This window comes from Lacisediminihabitans sp., assembly GCF_043726815.1.
Lineage (GTDB): Bacteria > Actinomycetota > Actinomycetes > Actinomycetales > Microbacteriaceae > Lacisediminihabitans.
Map to the genome: position 1 here is coordinate 1 of NZ_JAYSJZ010000020.1, position 15,497 is coordinate 15,497.

A 15,497-nucleotide genomic window follows, 5' to 3' on the forward strand; every position below is an offset into this window, starting at 1 on the left:
ACGCCTTCTTCACTCTGAAGGCTCTGGGATCCGAGCCTCATTCCGCGCAAACTGCGATCCGCCATTGTGTGGTCCTCTCTCGCGATGCATTCCCAGTTATAAACCCCGAAGCTGGACGTATCCTTTCCATCGCCGAGTCTTCCCAGCTGTTTCTCAGGTTATTCGCGGACTATTAACCGTTTTTTGACTATTTGCAAGGCGAGGTCCGACCGGTCGGTCACGATCCCATCGACGCCCAGCTCGAGAAGCCGCTCGATGTCGCCCTCGTCGTTCACAGTCCAGACGTGGATCTCGACGCCGGCGTCGTGAAAGGCCCGGATCGTGCGCGGCGTCACGACCCGGATTCCGCGCAGCGCCTCGGGCACCTGCACGGCATCCACCGCGGCGAGCGCCCGGCGCACCAGCGGTCGAAGGCCGAGCTTCGCGGCGGCGAGGGCCAGGATCATCGTCGCGGCGGACGCGGACGTCGCCACCCCGGCAAGCTCCCGAATCGCGGCTCGCCGCCGGGACTCGCTGAACGAGGTCACGAGCACTCGAGTCGTTGCCCGGGCCGCCAGGATCGCCGCGACCGCCGGCCCCACCGATCCTGGCGCCTTCAGATCGATGTTGAAACACGCCTCGGGAAACGTGTCGAGTGCCTCGGCAAGCGTCGCGAACGTCTGCCCGGCACCGAGGTCGATGCGCTTCAGCTCCGCGACGGTGAGTTCGTCGATTCGACTCGCTCGCCCGACGAGTCTCGCCAGGTCCGCGTCGTGGGCGAGCACGGCGACTCCATCCCTGGACACCTGCACGTCGGTCTCCAGGTGGGTCACGCCGAGCGCCAGCGCCGAGAGGAAGGCGAGCAGGGTGTTCTCCGGTGCCGCGAGGGCGAGCCCACGGTGCGCGAGAATCCGCGGGGGAGCCGACGCGAAGTACTCGCTCGCCGCGACGTCCCCGCCGTCTGCGCGACCCCTACGCGGTGGGCGGCGTGCCACCCTGGTTTCCTAGGAAGCCCGCGCTGATGCTCTTGACGGCCTCGGTGAGCTCGGACGGGATGATCCAGAGTTTGTTCGAGTCGCCCTGGGCGATCTTCGGCAGCATCTGCAGGTACTGGTAGGCAAGCAACTTGCTGTCCGGGTCGCCCTTGTGGATGGCTCCGAAGACGGTGGTGATGGCCTGGGCCTCGCCCTCGGCCCTCAGCACCTGCGCCTTGGCCCAGCCCTCCGCCTCGAGGATCGCGGCCTGGCGGGAGCCCTCGGCCTGCAGGATGGCGGCCTGCTTGGTTCCCTCGGCGGTGAGGATCTGCGCCCGGCGGTCGCGCTCGGCGCGCATCTGCTTCTCCATCGAGTCCTGGATCGAGAGGGGCGGGTCGATCGCCTTGAGCTCGACCCGGCCGACTCGGATTCCCCACTTGCCGGTCGCCTCGTCCAGCACGATGCGCAGCTGTCCGTTGATGTTGTCGCGGCTGGTGAGGGCCTCCTCGAGGTTCAGCCCGCCGACGACGTTTCGCAGGGTGGTGGTGGTGAGCTGCTCGACCGCGCCCAGGTAGTTGGCGATCTCGTAGGTCGCGGCGCGGGCGTCGGTCACCTGGAAGTAGACGACCGTGTCGATCGACACCACGAGGTTGTCCTCGGTGATCACGGGCTGCGGCGGAAAGGAGACGACCTGCTCGCGCATGTCGATGAGCGGCCGGACCCGGTCGATGAAGGGCACGAGGATGTTGAGGCCGGGCATCAGCGTCTTGTGATACTTGCCGAGGCGCTCGACCACACCCGCCCTGGCCTGCGGGATGATCTTCACCGCCCGGAACAGGATCACCAGAACGAAGATCGCGATGATCACCAGCACGATCACCAGGACGATCTGGCCGACCAGTTCAGCGGTAGTCACAATGCATTCCTTTCAGCGGGCACGACCAGTGCGGTCGCCCCCTCGATTGCCGTCACGACGACGCGTTCGCCGGACTCGACCGGGTGCTTCTCGGTGGTCAGGGAGAGCCTGGCCGTCCAGATCTCGCCGTTGGCGAGCCGCACCTGGCCGTGCCCCTCGACGAAGTCCTTGAGAACCGTGCCGCTGAGCCCGAGGAGGGCCTCGACGTTGCTCGGGGTGCGGTCGGATCCTCGCCGCAGGGCCCGCTGGAGGGGTGGTCGAACGAGAAAGAGGAGAAGCAGCGAGAGCGGACCGGCGACGATGATCTGCGCCCACCACGGCAGCCCGAAGAGCCCGGAGACGAGCCCGCCGACGCTTCCGATCGCGATCATGAGGAAGGTGAAGTCGACTGTCGACACTTCGATGATCACAAAGATGAGGATGAGGCCCAGCCAGAAGATCCAGGCGTAGGTGTTGAGAAAGTCAGTGGCCATCGCGGGCACCCCTTGTGCATCGTGTTCTACCGAAACTATCACCACGAGAGAACCTCCACTTGCTGGTTGTTGGTATTCTCAGGACCCGAAGCCGGCACGTCGCGCGGCCGCCCACGACATCAGGAGCACTCCCGTGACCAACCCCCTCGCCGCCGGTTCCCTCGACGGACTTCGCGCCCTCGTCACCGGCTCGTCCCGCGGAATCGGCGCCGACACCGCCACCTACCTCGCCGAGGCCGGCGCGAGCGTCGTGATCAACTTCCGCAACAAGGAGGCCCGCGCCCTCAAGCTGGTGGACAAAATCGTCGCGGCCGGCGGTTCGGCGATCGCGATCGGCGCGGACCTCACCGACCCGGCTTCCGTCGCGACCCTCTTCGACACCATCCAGAGCGAATGGGGTGGCCTCGACATCCTCGTGCTGAACGCGAGCGGAGGAATGGAGTCGGGCATGGCCGCCGACTACGCCATGCAGCTCAACCGGGACGCCCAGGTTGCCCTGCTGAATGCCGCGCTGCCGCTGCTCGCCCCCGGATCCCGCGTGGTCTTCATCACCAGCCACCAGGCGCACTTCATCGCCACGACCCCGACCATGCCGGAGTACCTCCCGGTCGCCCTGAGCAAGCGGGCGGGCGAGGACGCCCTGCGCGCCATGATCCCGATGCTGGACGAGGCGGGCATCGAATTCGTCGTCGTCTCCGGCGACATGATCGAGGGCACGATCACGGCGACCCTGCTCGAGCGGGCCAACCCGGGCGCCATCAGCGCCCGCAAGGACTCCGCGGGCAAGCTGTACAACGTGAGCGAGTTCGCCGCGGAGATCGCCCTCGCCGTGGTCGATCCGATCCCGGCCGACCACACCCGCCTCGTCGGCGACGTGAGCGACTTCGTCGGCGCCTAAGTCGTCGGTCCCGCACGGCGCGCCCGGGCCGCGACCGCCCGCGGCGGTCGGTCCGTACACTCGTAAGGGATGAAAGCCACCGACCTGCCCCTGCTGTCCAGCTTTTCCCGCCCCACAATTCATCCGGACGGCTCTCGTGCCGTGATCGCGGTGTCGAGGCCCGACCTCGCCGCCGACCGCTACGTCGGGCAGCTGTGGAGCGTGCCGTTCGACGGCGGAGCACCGCGCCGGGCCAGCCGGGGCCTCAACGACTCGAGCCCGCGGTTCTCGCCGGACGGGGCGCGGCTCGCCTTTCTCCGGGTGGTCGGTGACGCGCCGGCCCAGGTCTTCGTGATGGATGCCGCCGGCGGCGAGCCGGTGCAGGTCACCGACCAGCCGCTCGGCGTCGGCATCTTCCGGTGGTCGCCGGACTCCGAGTCCATCGCCTTCGTCTCGCGGGTGCCCGAGGCCGGCCGGTACGGCACGGTCAAGCTCCTCGGCCCCGCCGCGGAGCCGGCGCGGCGCATCACGACGCTCAATTTCCGGTCGAACGGGGTCGGCTACACGACAGACCGGCGGTCGCAGGTGTTCCTCGTGCCGGTGCCGTCGCCCGCCGGCGAGCCGGACTACCCGGCCGCGCCATCCGTCGACCAGCCGTCGCCCGAGGCGCCCGCCGCCGCCCCGAAGGCCAGGCAGCTCACCACCGGTGACTTCGAGCACGGCGCGATCGCCTTCTCGCCGGACGGGTCTCGCCTGGCCGTCGTCTCCGCCAGGCACGCGAACCGCGACCTCGATCTCGTCTCGGAGATCTTCTCCATCGCGCTCGACATGGGCGCCCCGGGCGACCCCGGGCGCATTTCCCCCGTGCGCATTTCTCCCCAGGGCGCGAACCTCGACGTGCAGGCGCTCGCGTTCGCCGCCGACGGGTCGCTCTACTTCCTCGCCGGCGAACTCGGCGAATCCGGTCGCGACTTCATCGGGCGACCGGCGTCGCTCTACCTTCTCGATCCGTCGGGCGCGATGCGGCGACTCACCGACGAGACCCTCGACCTCGGCGAGGCCGGCGCGGACATCAGCCTGGCGGGCGACACGGCTCTCGTGCGGGTACGCAGCCGCGGCCGCGTGCAACTCCTCGGCGTGCAACGTGATGGAACTTCAATTCTGCTGACGAGCGGCGACCTCGAGATCACCGGACAGGACGCGGTGGGGGAGCGCATCCTCGTGAGCCACCGCGGCCCGGCCACCCAGGGTGACCTCGGAGTGCTGGCCGGGGGAGTGCTCACGGCGATCACCGACTTCTCGGCGCGACTCCGCGAGACGGGCGTCATCGGCGCCCGTGAGATCACCGTCTCGGCCCGGGACGGCTACCCGGTGCACGGCTGGGTAGTCGAACCCGAGGGGGAGGGGCCGCATCCGGTGCTGCTCACCATCCACGGCGGACCGTTCGCGCAGTACGAGAATTCCTTCCTCGACGAGTCCCAGGTCTACGCGGATGCGGGCTACGCGGTCGTCCTCTGCAACCCGCGCGGCTCCGCCGGCTACGGCGAACAGCACGGCCGGGCGATCCGTCAGCAGATGGGCACCCTGGACTACACCGATGTGATCGACTTCCTGGATGGCGCGATCGCGCAGACGCCCGGGCTCGACGCCGACCGGGTCGGCATCATGGGCGGCTCGTACGGCGGCTACCTCACCGCATGGACGATCGCCCATGACCACCGCTTCGCGGCCGCGATCGTGGAGCGCGGCTACCTCGACCCCGAGCAGTTCATCGGCACCTCGGACATCGGCTCGTTCTTCAGCGACGAGTACACCGGGATCGACCCGGAGCGCATCCGCGCGCAGAGCCCCCAGGCCGTCGTGCGCCAGGTGACCACGCCCACGCTCGTGATCCACTCTGCCGACGATCTCCGCTGCCCGCTCTCCCAGGGCGAGCGCTACTACGCGGAACTCGCCAGGAACGGAGTGGAGACGGAGTTGCTCGTCTTCCCGGGCGAGAACCACGAGCTGAGCCGCAGCGGGCGCCCGAGGCATCGGTTGCAGCGGTTCGAGGCGATTCTCGACTGGTGGGCGAAGCACCTCCCGTCGGGCGCCAATTCGCGCGACCAGGCCGATCCGCCCGAATAGAGTGGACGCGTGATCGATCGCCACCGGCTCACCTCGCGCATCCTCGTGTTCGACGAGCACGATCGCTTTCTGCTCTTCCTCACCAAGGGATCAGTGCCGGCGCAGCCGACGCGCTGGATCACCCCCGGCGGGGGAGTAGAGCCGGGGGAGAGCCACGCCGACGGCGCCCGCCGCGAGCTGTACGAGGAGACGGGCCTCGACCCGGCCGATCTCGGCGAGCCGATCTGGGCGCTCGACTTCACTGTCGACTTCGAGGGCGGCGACCACGACACGGGCCACGCCGAGTACTACGTCACGCGCACGTCGGCGTTCGAGCCCTCGCGGGCGAATTGGACGCCGGAGGAGCACGTCGACGTGCTCGAACACCGCTGGTGGACGCTCGAGGAACTCCTCGACACGACCGAACCGTACGAGCCCCTCGAGCTGGTGGAGCTCATCCGCCGCCAGCTTTCCTCCAACTGAACCGCATCCGAAAGGCACTCTCATGACCGAGACCACCGACCAGATCGCCGAGATCGAAGCCCAGGAGGCGCGACTGCTCTTTACGCGCTTCACCCACGACGACGCCTGGGAGCTCGGAAGCCTGCTCGTCTCGATCGCGAAGGAGCGATCCCTCCCGGTGACGATCGACATCACGCGAGGCGACCAGCAGCTCTTCCACGCCGCCCTGGCCGGCACGGCGGCCGACAACGACCAGTGGGTGGCGCGCAAGGTGCGCACCGTGCGCCGGTTCGGCAACAGTTCGTTCCTGGTCGGGCTGCGGCACCGCGCAACCGGCACCCCGTTCGAGGAGCGCGCCTGGAACGACCTCACCGTCTACGCCGCCCACGGCGGATCGTTCCCCATCGCGATCCGCGACGCGGGCCCGATCGGCACGGTCACGGTGTCCGGACTGGCCCAGGCCGCCGATCACGCCCTCGCCGTCGAGGCCATCGAGATCTTCCTGGGGCTCACCGAGGGGGAATAGCGTCGCATTATGTCAAGTAATGCGCCCGAGCCCCTTCCGAAATCCATGCATTTCTCCGCCTACCTCGGCGTGTCGGCGCCCCGCTGCGGCGCGTCGGGCAGGAATGCATGGATTTCGGACGGGAGGGCCGCCGGATGAGGCCGTGAGGGCGGATGCCGTGGCCAACCTGGACCTGGCCAGACGGATCCTCCTAGCCGGCGCCGTCCCGCATTATCGGCGCTGATAATGTTCATTATGTCAAGTAAGAAGCGAAGAAAGTGGGAAAACCACCCACAGTGGGAAAACGACCACGCTCTCCCCCTCCAGAAATCTCTCGCTGACCCATGGGCACGAGACGGGCTCGAACAGGTCGCAGCTCGCCCCGACAGCGCATCGCCGACGCAAGGGCCGCGAAGTGACCCAGCGTCCACTCGCCACAACCGTGGACCCTGGCGCGTCGAGGGGCGCCTGCTCTGGCGTTGGAGAATGTTAGCCGCTAACATATCTTCATGAGCAAGGCCGACCGTACCCGCGCTGCGTTGATGCGCGCAGCGCTTGATCTCTTCCAGGAGAGTGGCTACGACGCCACGACGGCGGCGGCCGTCGCCGAACGCGCCGGGGTCACGGAGATGACATTCTTCCGGTACTTCCCGTCCAAGGACTCGGTGCTGCTCGCCGATCCCTACGACCCGCTCATTGCGGAGGCGATCACCCGTCAGCCGGCGCACCTCTCCCCCATCACGGCGGCCATCGGCGGCGTGGTAGAGAGCTGGAAGGCGATCCCGTCACCACCGAGCGGTGAGGTTCGAGAGCGACTGCGGATCGTGTCGCGCACTCCGTCCCTTCGCGGTGCCATCGCCCGGAACAACGCGGCCACCGAGGCGGCGATCGCAGGGGCTCTCGCCGAGCGGGGCGCGGAACGAACCGATGCCCGCATCGCCGCTGCGGCAACGATGGGTGCCCTGAGCGCGGCCCTGCTGGATTGGGCGGACGGGGAGGATGCCGACCTGGCCACGGCGATCGACGCCGCGCGACGCGTCCTGCTGGGTGATCCGCGATGACCAGAGCGCTTGTCGCCAGCGGAGCAACGCGCGTCTTCGCGAACGGTGCCGGCGTGTTCGATCTCGACCTCGAACTCACCGCGGGACGGATTGTCGCGCTGGTCGGTTTGAACGGTGCCGGCAAGTCGACCTTGATGCGTCTGCTGCTGGGCATGCTGCGTCCCGACAGCGGGGAGGTTCGACTGCACGGGCACCTGGTGGCCGAAGCTCCGAACGACGCGTGGGCGCAGGTCGGACACCTGGTCGAGTACCCGCTCACCTACCCGGAACTGTCCGCACGCCGCAACCTGCAGCTGAGCGCCCGGCTGCGCGGAGTGGTGGACATCGATGCAACTGTCGGTCGCATAGTCACGGAGCTGGCCCTCGAGCAATACACGTCTCGTCGGGTTCGCGCGCTCTCCCTCGGCAACAAGCAGCGAGTCGGACTCGCCGCCGCGCTCCAACACGATCCGAGCATCATCGTGCTCGACGAGCCGACCAACTCGCTCGACCCAGCTGGAGTCATTCGGCTCCGCGAGAGTCTGCTGCGCCGGGCCGGCGACGGAGCGGCAATCCTGGTCAGCAGCCACCATCTCGACGAGGTGGCTCGGATCGCCGATCGCATCGTCGTAATGAACGCGGGACGCCTCATCGGCGAGCTCGAACCCGGTACCCCGGAGATAGAGCACGCGTTCTTCGAGGCCGTCAGGATCGACGACGAAGTGGCCGCGCGATGAGGGCGGCAATGTGGGCGGAAGTCGTGAAGCTCGCCGCATCGACCGTCGGAAGAGTCGGATCGATCGCGATCGTGGTCGGCATTTCCGTGGTGAGCGGCTCGATGCTGCTCGCCGCGCACTCCACCGATCCGCAGCTACTCGCCAAACTGGGGCCCGTGGCGACGGGCGATTGGCACGGATTCCTCCTCGGTGCCGCCCAGATCACCGGTGCCGGCGGACTGGGCGGCTTCGCCGTCGTGCTCGCCTGGATGTTCGGACGGGAGTTCGGCGACGGCACGATCACGGGACTGTTCGCCCTCCCGGTGCGACGCTCGAGCATCGCCCTGGCCAAGCTGGTGGTCTACGGCGCGTGGGCAGTCGCCATGAGTGTTCTCCTCGGTCTCGTTCTCATCCTGGTCGGCACGATCGCCGGACTCGGCGCGTTGAGTGACGACGACTGGGCGACTCTCGCCCGGCAGGTCGCACTGGGGGTCATGTCGGTGGCGATCACCCTCCCCGTCGCCTGGGCGGCGACCCTGAGTCGCTCGGTCCTCGGCGGCGTCAGCGTCGCGATCGCTCTGGTGATCGTCGCGCAGGTCTCCGTTCTCGCAGGCCTAGGAGGGTGGATGCCCTTGGCGGCTCCGGCGCTGTGGGCCGTCTCCGGCGGCTCCGAGGTCACCCCGACTCAGTTGCTCCTTCTCGTCCCATTCGCTGGAGCTGCCGTTCTCGCCACGGCCCTCGCCTGGCGGCGGATGCAACTCGATCGCTGACCCCGCGAAGCACCGCGACCACAGGCACGACACCCGGTTCCGAGCGCATCACCGCCAGAATTCCGTCAGCCGCTCGACGATTGAGAGTGGAGGGGTGGCTCCCCTCCGCTTTGGCCGGTCGTGATCGTGTCGACGAGACCGAGACACCCGGCGACGAGAGGGCTACAGCCCCTCCGCGATCCGCTTGATCGCGGCCAGGCGGCGCTCCCACTCCACACCGATCTGGTCGAGGCGTCGGGCGGTCTCGGTCAACTGCGCCCCGAGAACTCGGTAGCGCAGCTCGCGGCCCACCCGCACGGACTCGACGAGACCGGCCTGCTGCAGCACCGCAAGGTGCTTCGCGATGGCCTGGCGGGTGACCGGGAGCCGCCCGGCGAGGGCGGACGCCGACGCGTCTCCCCCGCCGAGGGCCACGAGGATGCTCCACCGGGTCTCGTCGCCGAGCGCGGCGAACACCGGAACGAGAGTGCTCGCGGTCACGAGCCACCCTCGAGATAGGCCACCAACTCGTCCAGCTCGGAATCCCACCCGCCGCGGTGCTCCTCCATGCTCGCAGCCGGGTCGGCCATGGTCTCGAACCCGGACTCGACAACCGTGAGCCGCGTTGCCTCACCCTGGGGTTCGAGGGTGAAGCGGAACACCGTGGAATGGTCGGCATCGAGCGGGCCGGGGCCCGCACTCCAGCGGTAGGCGATCATCCGCGGTGCATCGAGCTCCTCGATGCGGATCGCCTGGTCGCCGAAGCCGTCGAAGGAGAAGACGCCACCGGCACCGACGGCGACGTCGTCGAGCACCGCCTCCTGGGGGAACCAGCGCGCGATGTGCTCTGCCTCGGTGAGCGCGGCCCAGACCTTCTCGGGCGATGCGGAGATGTCGATTGTGCGGCTCACGGTGAATGCCTCGTCGTGAACGACGGACGGTTCGTTTGCTGTCATGGTCATGATTCTGGTCCCTTCGGTCGATTACTGCAACTCAATAGTTGCATTAACCGACCAGCGAAAGCAATAATTCGGTTGCAGTTCGTGCCGAATCACGCCGACGGCGCGGCTCACCCCGCGAAATGCGCCGGCTGACGGTCGCTCCAGGGCATGGCCTGCTCGAGCTGCGCCGAGACGCGGATGAGCAGATCCTCCCGTCCCAGCGGCGCGACGAGTTGCACTCCGATGGGAAGCCCTTCCCGGCTCTCCCCCAATGGCAGGCTGATGGCCGGGTGGCCGGACACGTTGAAGGCAGCGGTGAACGGGCCGTACTCGAAGATCCGGCGCAGCCAGTCCCGCACCGAGTACTCGGGGTTGTCGTAGTCGAGTTCGCCGTGACGCGCCGGGAGGCGACCGAGGGTGGGGCTGACGAGCAGGTCGAAGCCCCCGAAGAACCGATCGACGGCGCGCGTGACCCTTTCCTGTGCGTCTGCGGATCTCGCCCAGTCCTCCGGGGTGAACGCCCGCGTCTCCGCCAACACCCGCCGTGAGACCGCCTCGAGCCGGTCCTGCGCCGGTTGCACGGGGGCGCCGAGAAGCGCCGTGCCCGCGGCCACGACGCCGAGCATCTCCGCCTCCACGACCGAGTCATGGTCGATGCCCGGAGTGGCCGCGACGACCGAATGGCCGATCCACTCGAGCACGCTCGCCGCCGCGACCGTGACGGCAGCCACCTGGGGGTCGATGGCCACGCCGGACCAGGCGTCGGTCGTGTGGGCGATCCGGAGTCGGCCGGGATCGGACCGGAGGTCATCCACGAACGAACCACCGCGCCCGAGGGGCGACTTGACGGCCTGCAGCAGGTGCGCCGTGTCTCGCACGGTCCGCGAGAGCGCGAACTCCACGCCGACCGGTCGGCCGACGGGGCTGCCGGGCCCGTCGGGCGTGCGCCCGCGACTCGGCTTGAGCCCGACGATGCCGCAACAGGATGCCGGGATGCGCAGCGAACCGGCCCCGTCGTTGCCATGGGCGAGCGGAACCGCGCCGGCGGCGACGAGGGCGGCCGCTCCCCCGCTCGACCCGCCGACGCCCCTGTCGGGCGCCCAGGGGTTGTTCGTCGGACCGTGGAGCACCGATTCGGTGGAGAAGCTGAGGCTCAGCTCGGGCGCCGTGGACTGGCCGAGAGTCACGAGACCCGCGGCGCGAAAGCGCTCCATCATGGGGTGATCCTGCCGGGCAACGCCGCGGATCGCTCGGCTGCCGAGGGCGAAGGGAACTCCACGCGCGAACGGGCTGCTGTCCTTGATCACGAAGGGCACTCCGCCGAGTGGCCCGTGCGGATCGTGGCCCAGTGCGGGGTCGAAGAGCGGCAGTGTCAGGGCATTCAGGTCGGCGTCGACCGCGAGCAGCGCGCGTCGGGCGACCGCCTCCACCTCCGCGGCGCCCACCGTCCCGGCGCGGATCAGCTCCCGCAGGGCAACGGCATCCAGGCTCGAGTACTCGTCGAGTTCCATCGTCAGCCGGGCCCCAGGCGACCGCGCCGAGGGAGCGGATCCGCGCCCGGCCGATCGCGGAAGATAATGGACGGGTGACTCCGCCCAAACCCCGGGCCGCCCTGACCCCGGCCGGCCGCTGCCCGTGCTTGAGCGGCGAGACCTTCGGCGCCTGCTGCGCGCCGTTCCACCGCGGGGACTCCGCGGCGCCCACCGCCGAGCGCCTCATGCGGTCGAGGTTCTCCGCCTTTGCCGTGGGCGACGCCGAATACCTGCTGCGCACGTGGCATCCGTCCACCGTACCGAACGCGCTCGAACTCGATCCGGCTCGGCGCTGGACCAGGCTCGACATACTCGCCACCGACCGTGGATCGATGCTCGACACCGAGGGCGTCGTCGAATTCCGGGCCTTCTACCGCTCGCCGGACGGCGCAGGAGACCAGCACGAGTCGAGCCGTTTCGTGCGCGAGGGCGGGCGCTGGTACTACCTCGACGCGCTCTGACCCGGTCGTCTCAGCGCACCACGAGGCGCGCGCACTCGATGCAGAGGTCGGCGGCCGGTAGGGCGACGAGACGTGCCAGGCCGATGGGCCCGCCGCACCGGGCGCAGACGCCGTAGGTCCCCGCGTCGACGCGCTCGAGCGCGCGCTCGACCCCCGTTCGTCGTTCGCCGAGCGCGAGTGCCAGGCCGGAGATCCGAGCCCAGTCGGAGGCCAGGGTCGAGCCGTCAGGATCGTGTTCGTCGTCGGCCGGGGAGTCTCCTCTCGCGGCGCGCACGGCGTCCAGTTCCCCCGCCGCCGAGTCCAGTTGGCGGCGCAGATCCTCGAGTTCCCCCCACAGCGCGGCTCGCTGGCGGGAGAGGTCCGCCCCCGACAACTCGCTGGCCGACTCCACGGGGGTCGTGCTATTCCCCGAAACCGGACAGCACGAGGGCGTTCAGCCCGTCCACGGCCTTCTGGGCGTCGGTTCCGGTGGCCTCGATCGTCACCTCGCTGCCTATGGCAAGCCCGAGCGCCATGATGCGCAAGAGGCTCTTCGCATCCACCCCGTTGACCGTGACCCGCGCGTCGAAGGTGCTCGCCAGCTTCACAAACTCGGCCGCGGGGCGGGCGTGAAGTCCGTCCTTGTTCACCAGCACGGCGCGCGCCGAGACGGGGCTGTCGGGAGCGGCTGGCGCCTCGGACGCCGCGGGCGGCACGGGAGCGGACTGCGCGTCGCGCGCCGAATTCGCCGATTCCGCCGCCGCGAACACCGCCGCGAGCGACTCCCCCGACTCTGCGGCCACGGCGGCGGCGACGGTCCCCTCCACGAGCGGGGCGTCGGCGATCCGCACTCTCGACCTCACCTCGTCGTCGAGGAATTCGAGCGCGGTCTCGGCCGTGAGCACCGCGGAACCGAGGTCGCACAGGATCACGACGCCGTCGCCGGAATCCGCCGACGCGATCGCCTCGGTCACCTTGTCGAAGCTGGTTCCGATGCCGCCGTCGTCGGTGCCCCCCGCCCCGAGGATTGTGGTGGTCGCGGCCATCTGGCCCGCCAATTCCACCAGTCCGGTTGCGATCTTGTCGCTGTGCGAGACGATGACTATTCCGACTTTGGCCATGCCTCAGGCTACGCCGATCGTGCCCCGATCGAGAAGTGAGGCACTCGCCCGCCCGTTCAGTGACCACTCAGGAATCCCACTTTCTGTATCGCTACGTAGCATAGAAAGCGCCGTGTTTACGAACTATCGACATTTTCTCGCCCGATTCACCGGCGCGCGAATTCCCCGAGCGGGAATCGAGACTCAACCGTTATCGTGGGAGTCGGACGCACCCGCGGCCCGCTGCTTCTCGCAGATGTTGAGCAATCTTGGAAGGTCAATGTGGACAATCTCGGAACCATATTTCTCTCGGAGATAGTGGGCTCGTTCCTCCTGCTTCTCCTCGGAACAGGTGTCGTCGCAAACGTCGCTCTTGCGAAGACCAAGGGCAACGGCGGTGGGTTCCTGCTGGTCAACTTCGGATGGGGCCTCGCGGTCTTCGCCGGTGTGACGGCGGCGTACTCGTCGGGTGCGCACCTCAACCCGGCGGTGACTATCGGGCTCGCGGTCAACGACCCCGGCAGCTACCCCATCGGCAAGGTGCTCGTCTACATCGCCGGCCAGTTGATCGGTGCCTTCCTCGGCGCCGTCGGCACCTGGCTCGCGTACAAGCAGCACTTCGATGACGAGCCGAATCCGGCAAACAAGCTCGGTGTGTTCTCCACCGGGCCTGCCATCCGCAGTTACGGCTGGAACCTGGTCACGGAAATCATCGGCACCTTCGTGCTGGTCTTCGTCGTGATCGCCTTCGGCCGAGGCGGCAGCGCCGACGCGGCCACCCCCGCCGGACTCGCCGCCCTCGGCGCCGTTCCGGTGGCCCTGCTGGTGGTCGGTATCGGTGCCTCCCTCGGTGGCCCGACCGGATACGCCATCAACCCGACCCGTGACCTCGGGCCGCGCATCGCCCACTTCCTTCTGCCGATCAAGGGCAAGGGTTCGAGCGACTGGGCGTACTCCTGGGTACCCGTTGTCGGGCCGCTTGTCGGCGGTGTGATCGCCGGACTGGTTGCGCACCCGCTCCTGCCACTTATCACCAAATAACACCCCTCGGTCGGCCCGGATCCGTCCGGGCCGACTCTTTCTTCAGCGTCACCACGTTCGTTCAGTTCAATGGAGATAACTCATGACCGATTACATTTTGTCGATTGACCAGGGCACCACGAGCACGCGTGCGATCATCTTCGATCACGCGGGTTCGATCGTCTCGTCAGGCCAGTTGGAGCACGAACAGATCTTTCCCCAGGCCGGCTGGGTGGAGCACAACCCGAAGGAGATCTGGGACAACACCCGTGAGGTGATCGGGCAGGCGCTCTCGAAGGCGAACATCACCCGGCACAACATCAAGGCCGTCGGGATCACCAACCAGCGCGAGACCGCGGTGGTGTGGGACAAGACCACCGGCGACCCGATCTACAACGCGATCGTGTGGCAGGACACCCGCACCCAGCCGATCGTCGACCGCATCGCCGACGGAAACGTGGAACGGTTCAAGGCCAAGGTCGGACTGCCGCTGGCAACGTACTTCTCCGGAACGAAGATCGTCTGGATCCTGGAGAACGTGCCAGGGGCCAGGGAGAAGGCCGAGGCCGGCGACCTGCTGTTCGGCACCACCGACTCCTGGGTGACCTGGAACCTGACCGGCGGGGTCGATGGCGGCGTTCACGTCACCGACGTCACCAACGCGTCCCGCACCCTGTTCATGGACCTGGAGACCCTGCAGTGGGACGACGAGATCCTCGGCATCTTCAACGTGCCGAAGTCGATGATGCCGGTCATCAAGAGCTCCTCGGAGATCTACGGCACGGTCTCAGAATCGTCCCTGCTGCGCGAGGTCCCCGTCGCGGGGATCCTCGGCGACCAGCAGGCGGCGACCTTCGGCCAGGCCGCGTTCGACGCCGGCGAGTCGAAGAACACCTACGGCACCGGCAACTTCCTCATCTTCAACACCGGGGAAGAGATCATCCACTCGAAGAACGGACTGCTGACCACCCTCGGCTACCAACTCGGGGACAACAAGCCGCACTACGCCCTCGAGGGCTCCATCGCCGTCACCGGGTCCCTGGTGCAGTGGCTGCGGGACAACATCGGACTGATCAAGACCGCCGCCGAGATCGAGGACCTCGCCAAGACCGTGGAAGACAACGGCGGCGTGTACTTCGTTCCGGCGTTCTCCGGACTGTTCGCCCCGTACTGGCGTTCCGATGCCCGCGGCGCCCTCGTCGGACTCACGCGGTACGTGAACAAGGGCCACATCGCGCGCGCCGCGCTGGAGGCCACCGCCTTCCAGACCCGCGAAGTCCTCGACGCCGTCAACGCCGACTCCGGAGTCGACCTCACCGAGCTGAAGGTGGACGGAGGCATGATCGCCAACAACACCCTCATGCAATTCCAGGCCGACATCCTCGGCGTGCCCGTCGTGCGCCCCGTCGTGGCCGAAACCACCGCCCTCGGCGCCGCCTACGCGGCCGGCCTCGCGGTCGGATTCTGGTCTGACCTCGGCGAGCTCCGCGCCAACTGGCAGGAAGACTCCCGCTGGAACCCCAACATGGAAACCGCCGAGCGCGAACGCCAGATGCGCCTCTGGAAGAAGGCCGTCACCAAGACCTTCGACTGGGTCGACGACGACGTCAAGTAGCACCGATCGGAACTGTGCCCCGTCGCTCACACGACGGGGCACAGCCCGTTAA

At 68.2% G+C, this 15,497-nt stretch carries 18 protein-coding genes; 10 read left to right on the forward strand and 8 right to left on the reverse strand.

Annotated features, from left to right (window positions below; genetic code table 11):
• Positions 1–158: 158 nt before the first annotated feature.
• The 3 genes from ACHZD8_RS01995 to ACHZD8_RS02005 are packed head-to-tail and all read right to left on the reverse strand — an operon-like array spanning position 159 to position 2,342.
• Positions 159–974, reverse strand: coding sequence for a glycerophosphodiester phosphodiesterase family protein (locus ACHZD8_RS01995; RefSeq protein ID WP_394768441.1), 816 nt, complete (start codon positions 972–974; stop codon positions 159–161).
• A complete protein-coding gene (locus tag ACHZD8_RS02000) occupies positions 952–1,869 on the reverse strand; it encodes an SPFH domain-containing protein (protein ID WP_394768442.1) in 918 nt (305 codons plus the stop codon). Before ACHZD8_RS02000 ends, ACHZD8_RS01995 begins: the two co-directional genes overlap by 23 nt.
• Positions 1,866–2,342 (reverse strand): NfeD family protein, encoded by a 477-nt coding sequence (locus tag ACHZD8_RS02005; RefSeq protein ID WP_394768443.1) that lies wholly within the window; start codon positions 2,340–2,342, stop codon positions 1,866–1,868. The genes ACHZD8_RS02000 and ACHZD8_RS02005 overlap by 4 nt, the downstream gene beginning before the upstream one ends.
• Before the next feature lie 133 nt (positions 2,343–2,475).
• Here ACHZD8_RS02005 and ACHZD8_RS02010 point away from each other — a divergent pair, with 133 nt between their 5' ends.
• From ACHZD8_RS02010 to ACHZD8_RS02040, 7 genes are all read left to right on the forward strand, one after another.
• A complete protein-coding gene (locus ACHZD8_RS02010) occupies positions 2,476–3,240 on the forward strand; it encodes an SDR family oxidoreductase (protein WP_394768444.1) in 765 nt (254 codons plus the stop codon).
• A 69-nt stretch (positions 3,241–3,309) separates the two neighbouring features.
• Positions 3,310–5,346, forward strand: a complete 2,037-nt coding sequence (locus ACHZD8_RS02015) for a prolyl oligopeptidase family serine peptidase (RefSeq protein WP_394768445.1) — start codon at positions 3,310–3,312, stop codon at positions 5,344–5,346.
• Positions 5,347–5,355: 9 nt separating this feature from the next.
• The gene (locus ACHZD8_RS02020) at positions 5,356–5,808 is read left to right on the forward strand and encodes an NUDIX hydrolase (protein WP_394768447.1); all 453 of its coding nucleotides are present in this window, start codon (positions 5,356–5,358) and stop codon (positions 5,806–5,808) included.
• A 22-nt stretch (positions 5,809–5,830) separates the two neighbouring features.
• Positions 5,831–6,313 (forward strand): heme-degrading domain-containing protein, encoded by a 483-nt coding sequence (locus ACHZD8_RS02025; RefSeq protein WP_394768448.1) that lies wholly within the window; start codon positions 5,831–5,833, stop codon positions 6,311–6,313.
• A 488-nt stretch (positions 6,314–6,801) separates the two neighbouring features.
• Positions 6,802–7,353, forward strand: a complete 552-nt coding sequence (locus ACHZD8_RS02030; protein WP_394768449.1) for a TetR family transcriptional regulator — start codon at positions 6,802–6,804, stop codon at positions 7,351–7,353.
• Positions 7,350–8,069, forward strand: a complete 720-nt coding sequence (locus ACHZD8_RS02035) for an ABC transporter ATP-binding protein (protein ID WP_394768450.1) — start codon at positions 7,350–7,352, stop codon at positions 8,067–8,069. The genes ACHZD8_RS02030 and ACHZD8_RS02035 overlap by 4 nt, the downstream gene beginning before the upstream one ends.
• An 8-nt stretch (positions 8,070–8,077) precedes the next feature.
• Positions 8,078–8,818 carry an ABC transporter permease gene (locus tag ACHZD8_RS02040; protein ID WP_394768452.1) on the forward strand — a complete coding sequence of 247 codons (741 nt, stop codon included), beginning with the start codon at positions 8,078–8,080 and terminating at the stop codon, positions 8,816–8,818.
• Between the two features lie 162 nt (positions 8,819–8,980).
• Here the strand turns inward: ACHZD8_RS02040 and ACHZD8_RS02045 are convergent, their stop codons facing one another.
• The 3 genes from ACHZD8_RS02045 to ACHZD8_RS02055 all read right to left on the reverse strand — a co-directional run bounded on the left by ACHZD8_RS02045 (position 8,981) and on the right by ACHZD8_RS02055 (position 11,249).
• Positions 8,981–9,298 (reverse strand): ArsR/SmtB family transcription factor, encoded by a 318-nt coding sequence (locus ACHZD8_RS02045; RefSeq protein WP_394768453.1) that lies wholly within the window; start codon positions 9,296–9,298, stop codon positions 8,981–8,983.
• Complete coding sequence (locus ACHZD8_RS02050) at positions 9,295–9,753, reverse strand: SRPBCC family protein (RefSeq protein WP_394768454.1); 459 nt, start codon at positions 9,751–9,753, stop codon at positions 9,295–9,297. The genes ACHZD8_RS02045 and ACHZD8_RS02050 overlap by 4 nt, the downstream gene beginning before the upstream one ends.
• 113 nt (positions 9,754–9,866) lie before the next feature.
• Positions 9,867–11,249, reverse strand: a complete 1,383-nt coding sequence (locus ACHZD8_RS02055) for an amidase (RefSeq protein ID WP_394768455.1) — start codon at positions 11,247–11,249, stop codon at positions 9,867–9,869.
• 74 nt (positions 11,250–11,323) lie between these two features.
• Here ACHZD8_RS02055 and ACHZD8_RS02060 point away from each other — a divergent pair, with 74 nt between their 5' ends.
• The gene (locus ACHZD8_RS02060; RefSeq protein WP_394768456.1) at positions 11,324–11,731 is read left to right on the forward strand and encodes a YchJ family protein; all 408 of its coding nucleotides are present in this window, start codon (positions 11,324–11,326) and stop codon (positions 11,729–11,731) included.
• Between the two features lie 10 nt (positions 11,732–11,741).
• Here the strand turns inward: ACHZD8_RS02060 and ACHZD8_RS02065 are convergent, their stop codons facing one another.
• Together ACHZD8_RS02065 and dhaM are read right to left on the reverse strand one after the other, a co-directional pair.
• Positions 11,742–12,122 carry a TraR/DksA family transcriptional regulator gene (locus tag ACHZD8_RS02065; RefSeq protein ID WP_394768457.1) on the reverse strand — a complete coding sequence of 127 codons (381 nt, stop codon included), beginning with the start codon at positions 12,120–12,122 and terminating at the stop codon, positions 11,742–11,744.
• A 10-nt stretch (positions 12,123–12,132) separates the two neighbouring features.
• Entirely contained in the window at positions 12,133–12,831 is a 699-nt protein-coding gene (dhaM, locus tag ACHZD8_RS02070; RefSeq protein ID WP_394768458.1) for a dihydroxyacetone kinase phosphoryl donor subunit DhaM, read from the reverse strand.
• A gap of 261 nt (positions 12,832–13,092) precedes the next feature.
• Between dhaM and ACHZD8_RS02075 the strand changes: the two genes are divergently transcribed.
• Positions 13,093–13,851: an MIP/aquaporin family protein gene (locus ACHZD8_RS02075; protein ID WP_394768459.1), complete on the forward strand. Its 759-nt coding sequence runs from the start codon at positions 13,093–13,095 to the stop codon at positions 13,849–13,851.
• Positions 13,852–13,933: 82 nt separating this feature from the next.
• Positions 13,934–15,445, forward strand: coding sequence for a glycerol kinase GlpK (gene glpK, locus ACHZD8_RS02080; RefSeq protein WP_394768460.1), 1,512 nt, complete (start codon positions 13,934–13,936; stop codon positions 15,443–15,445).
• Positions 15,446–15,497 lie beyond the last annotated feature (52 nt).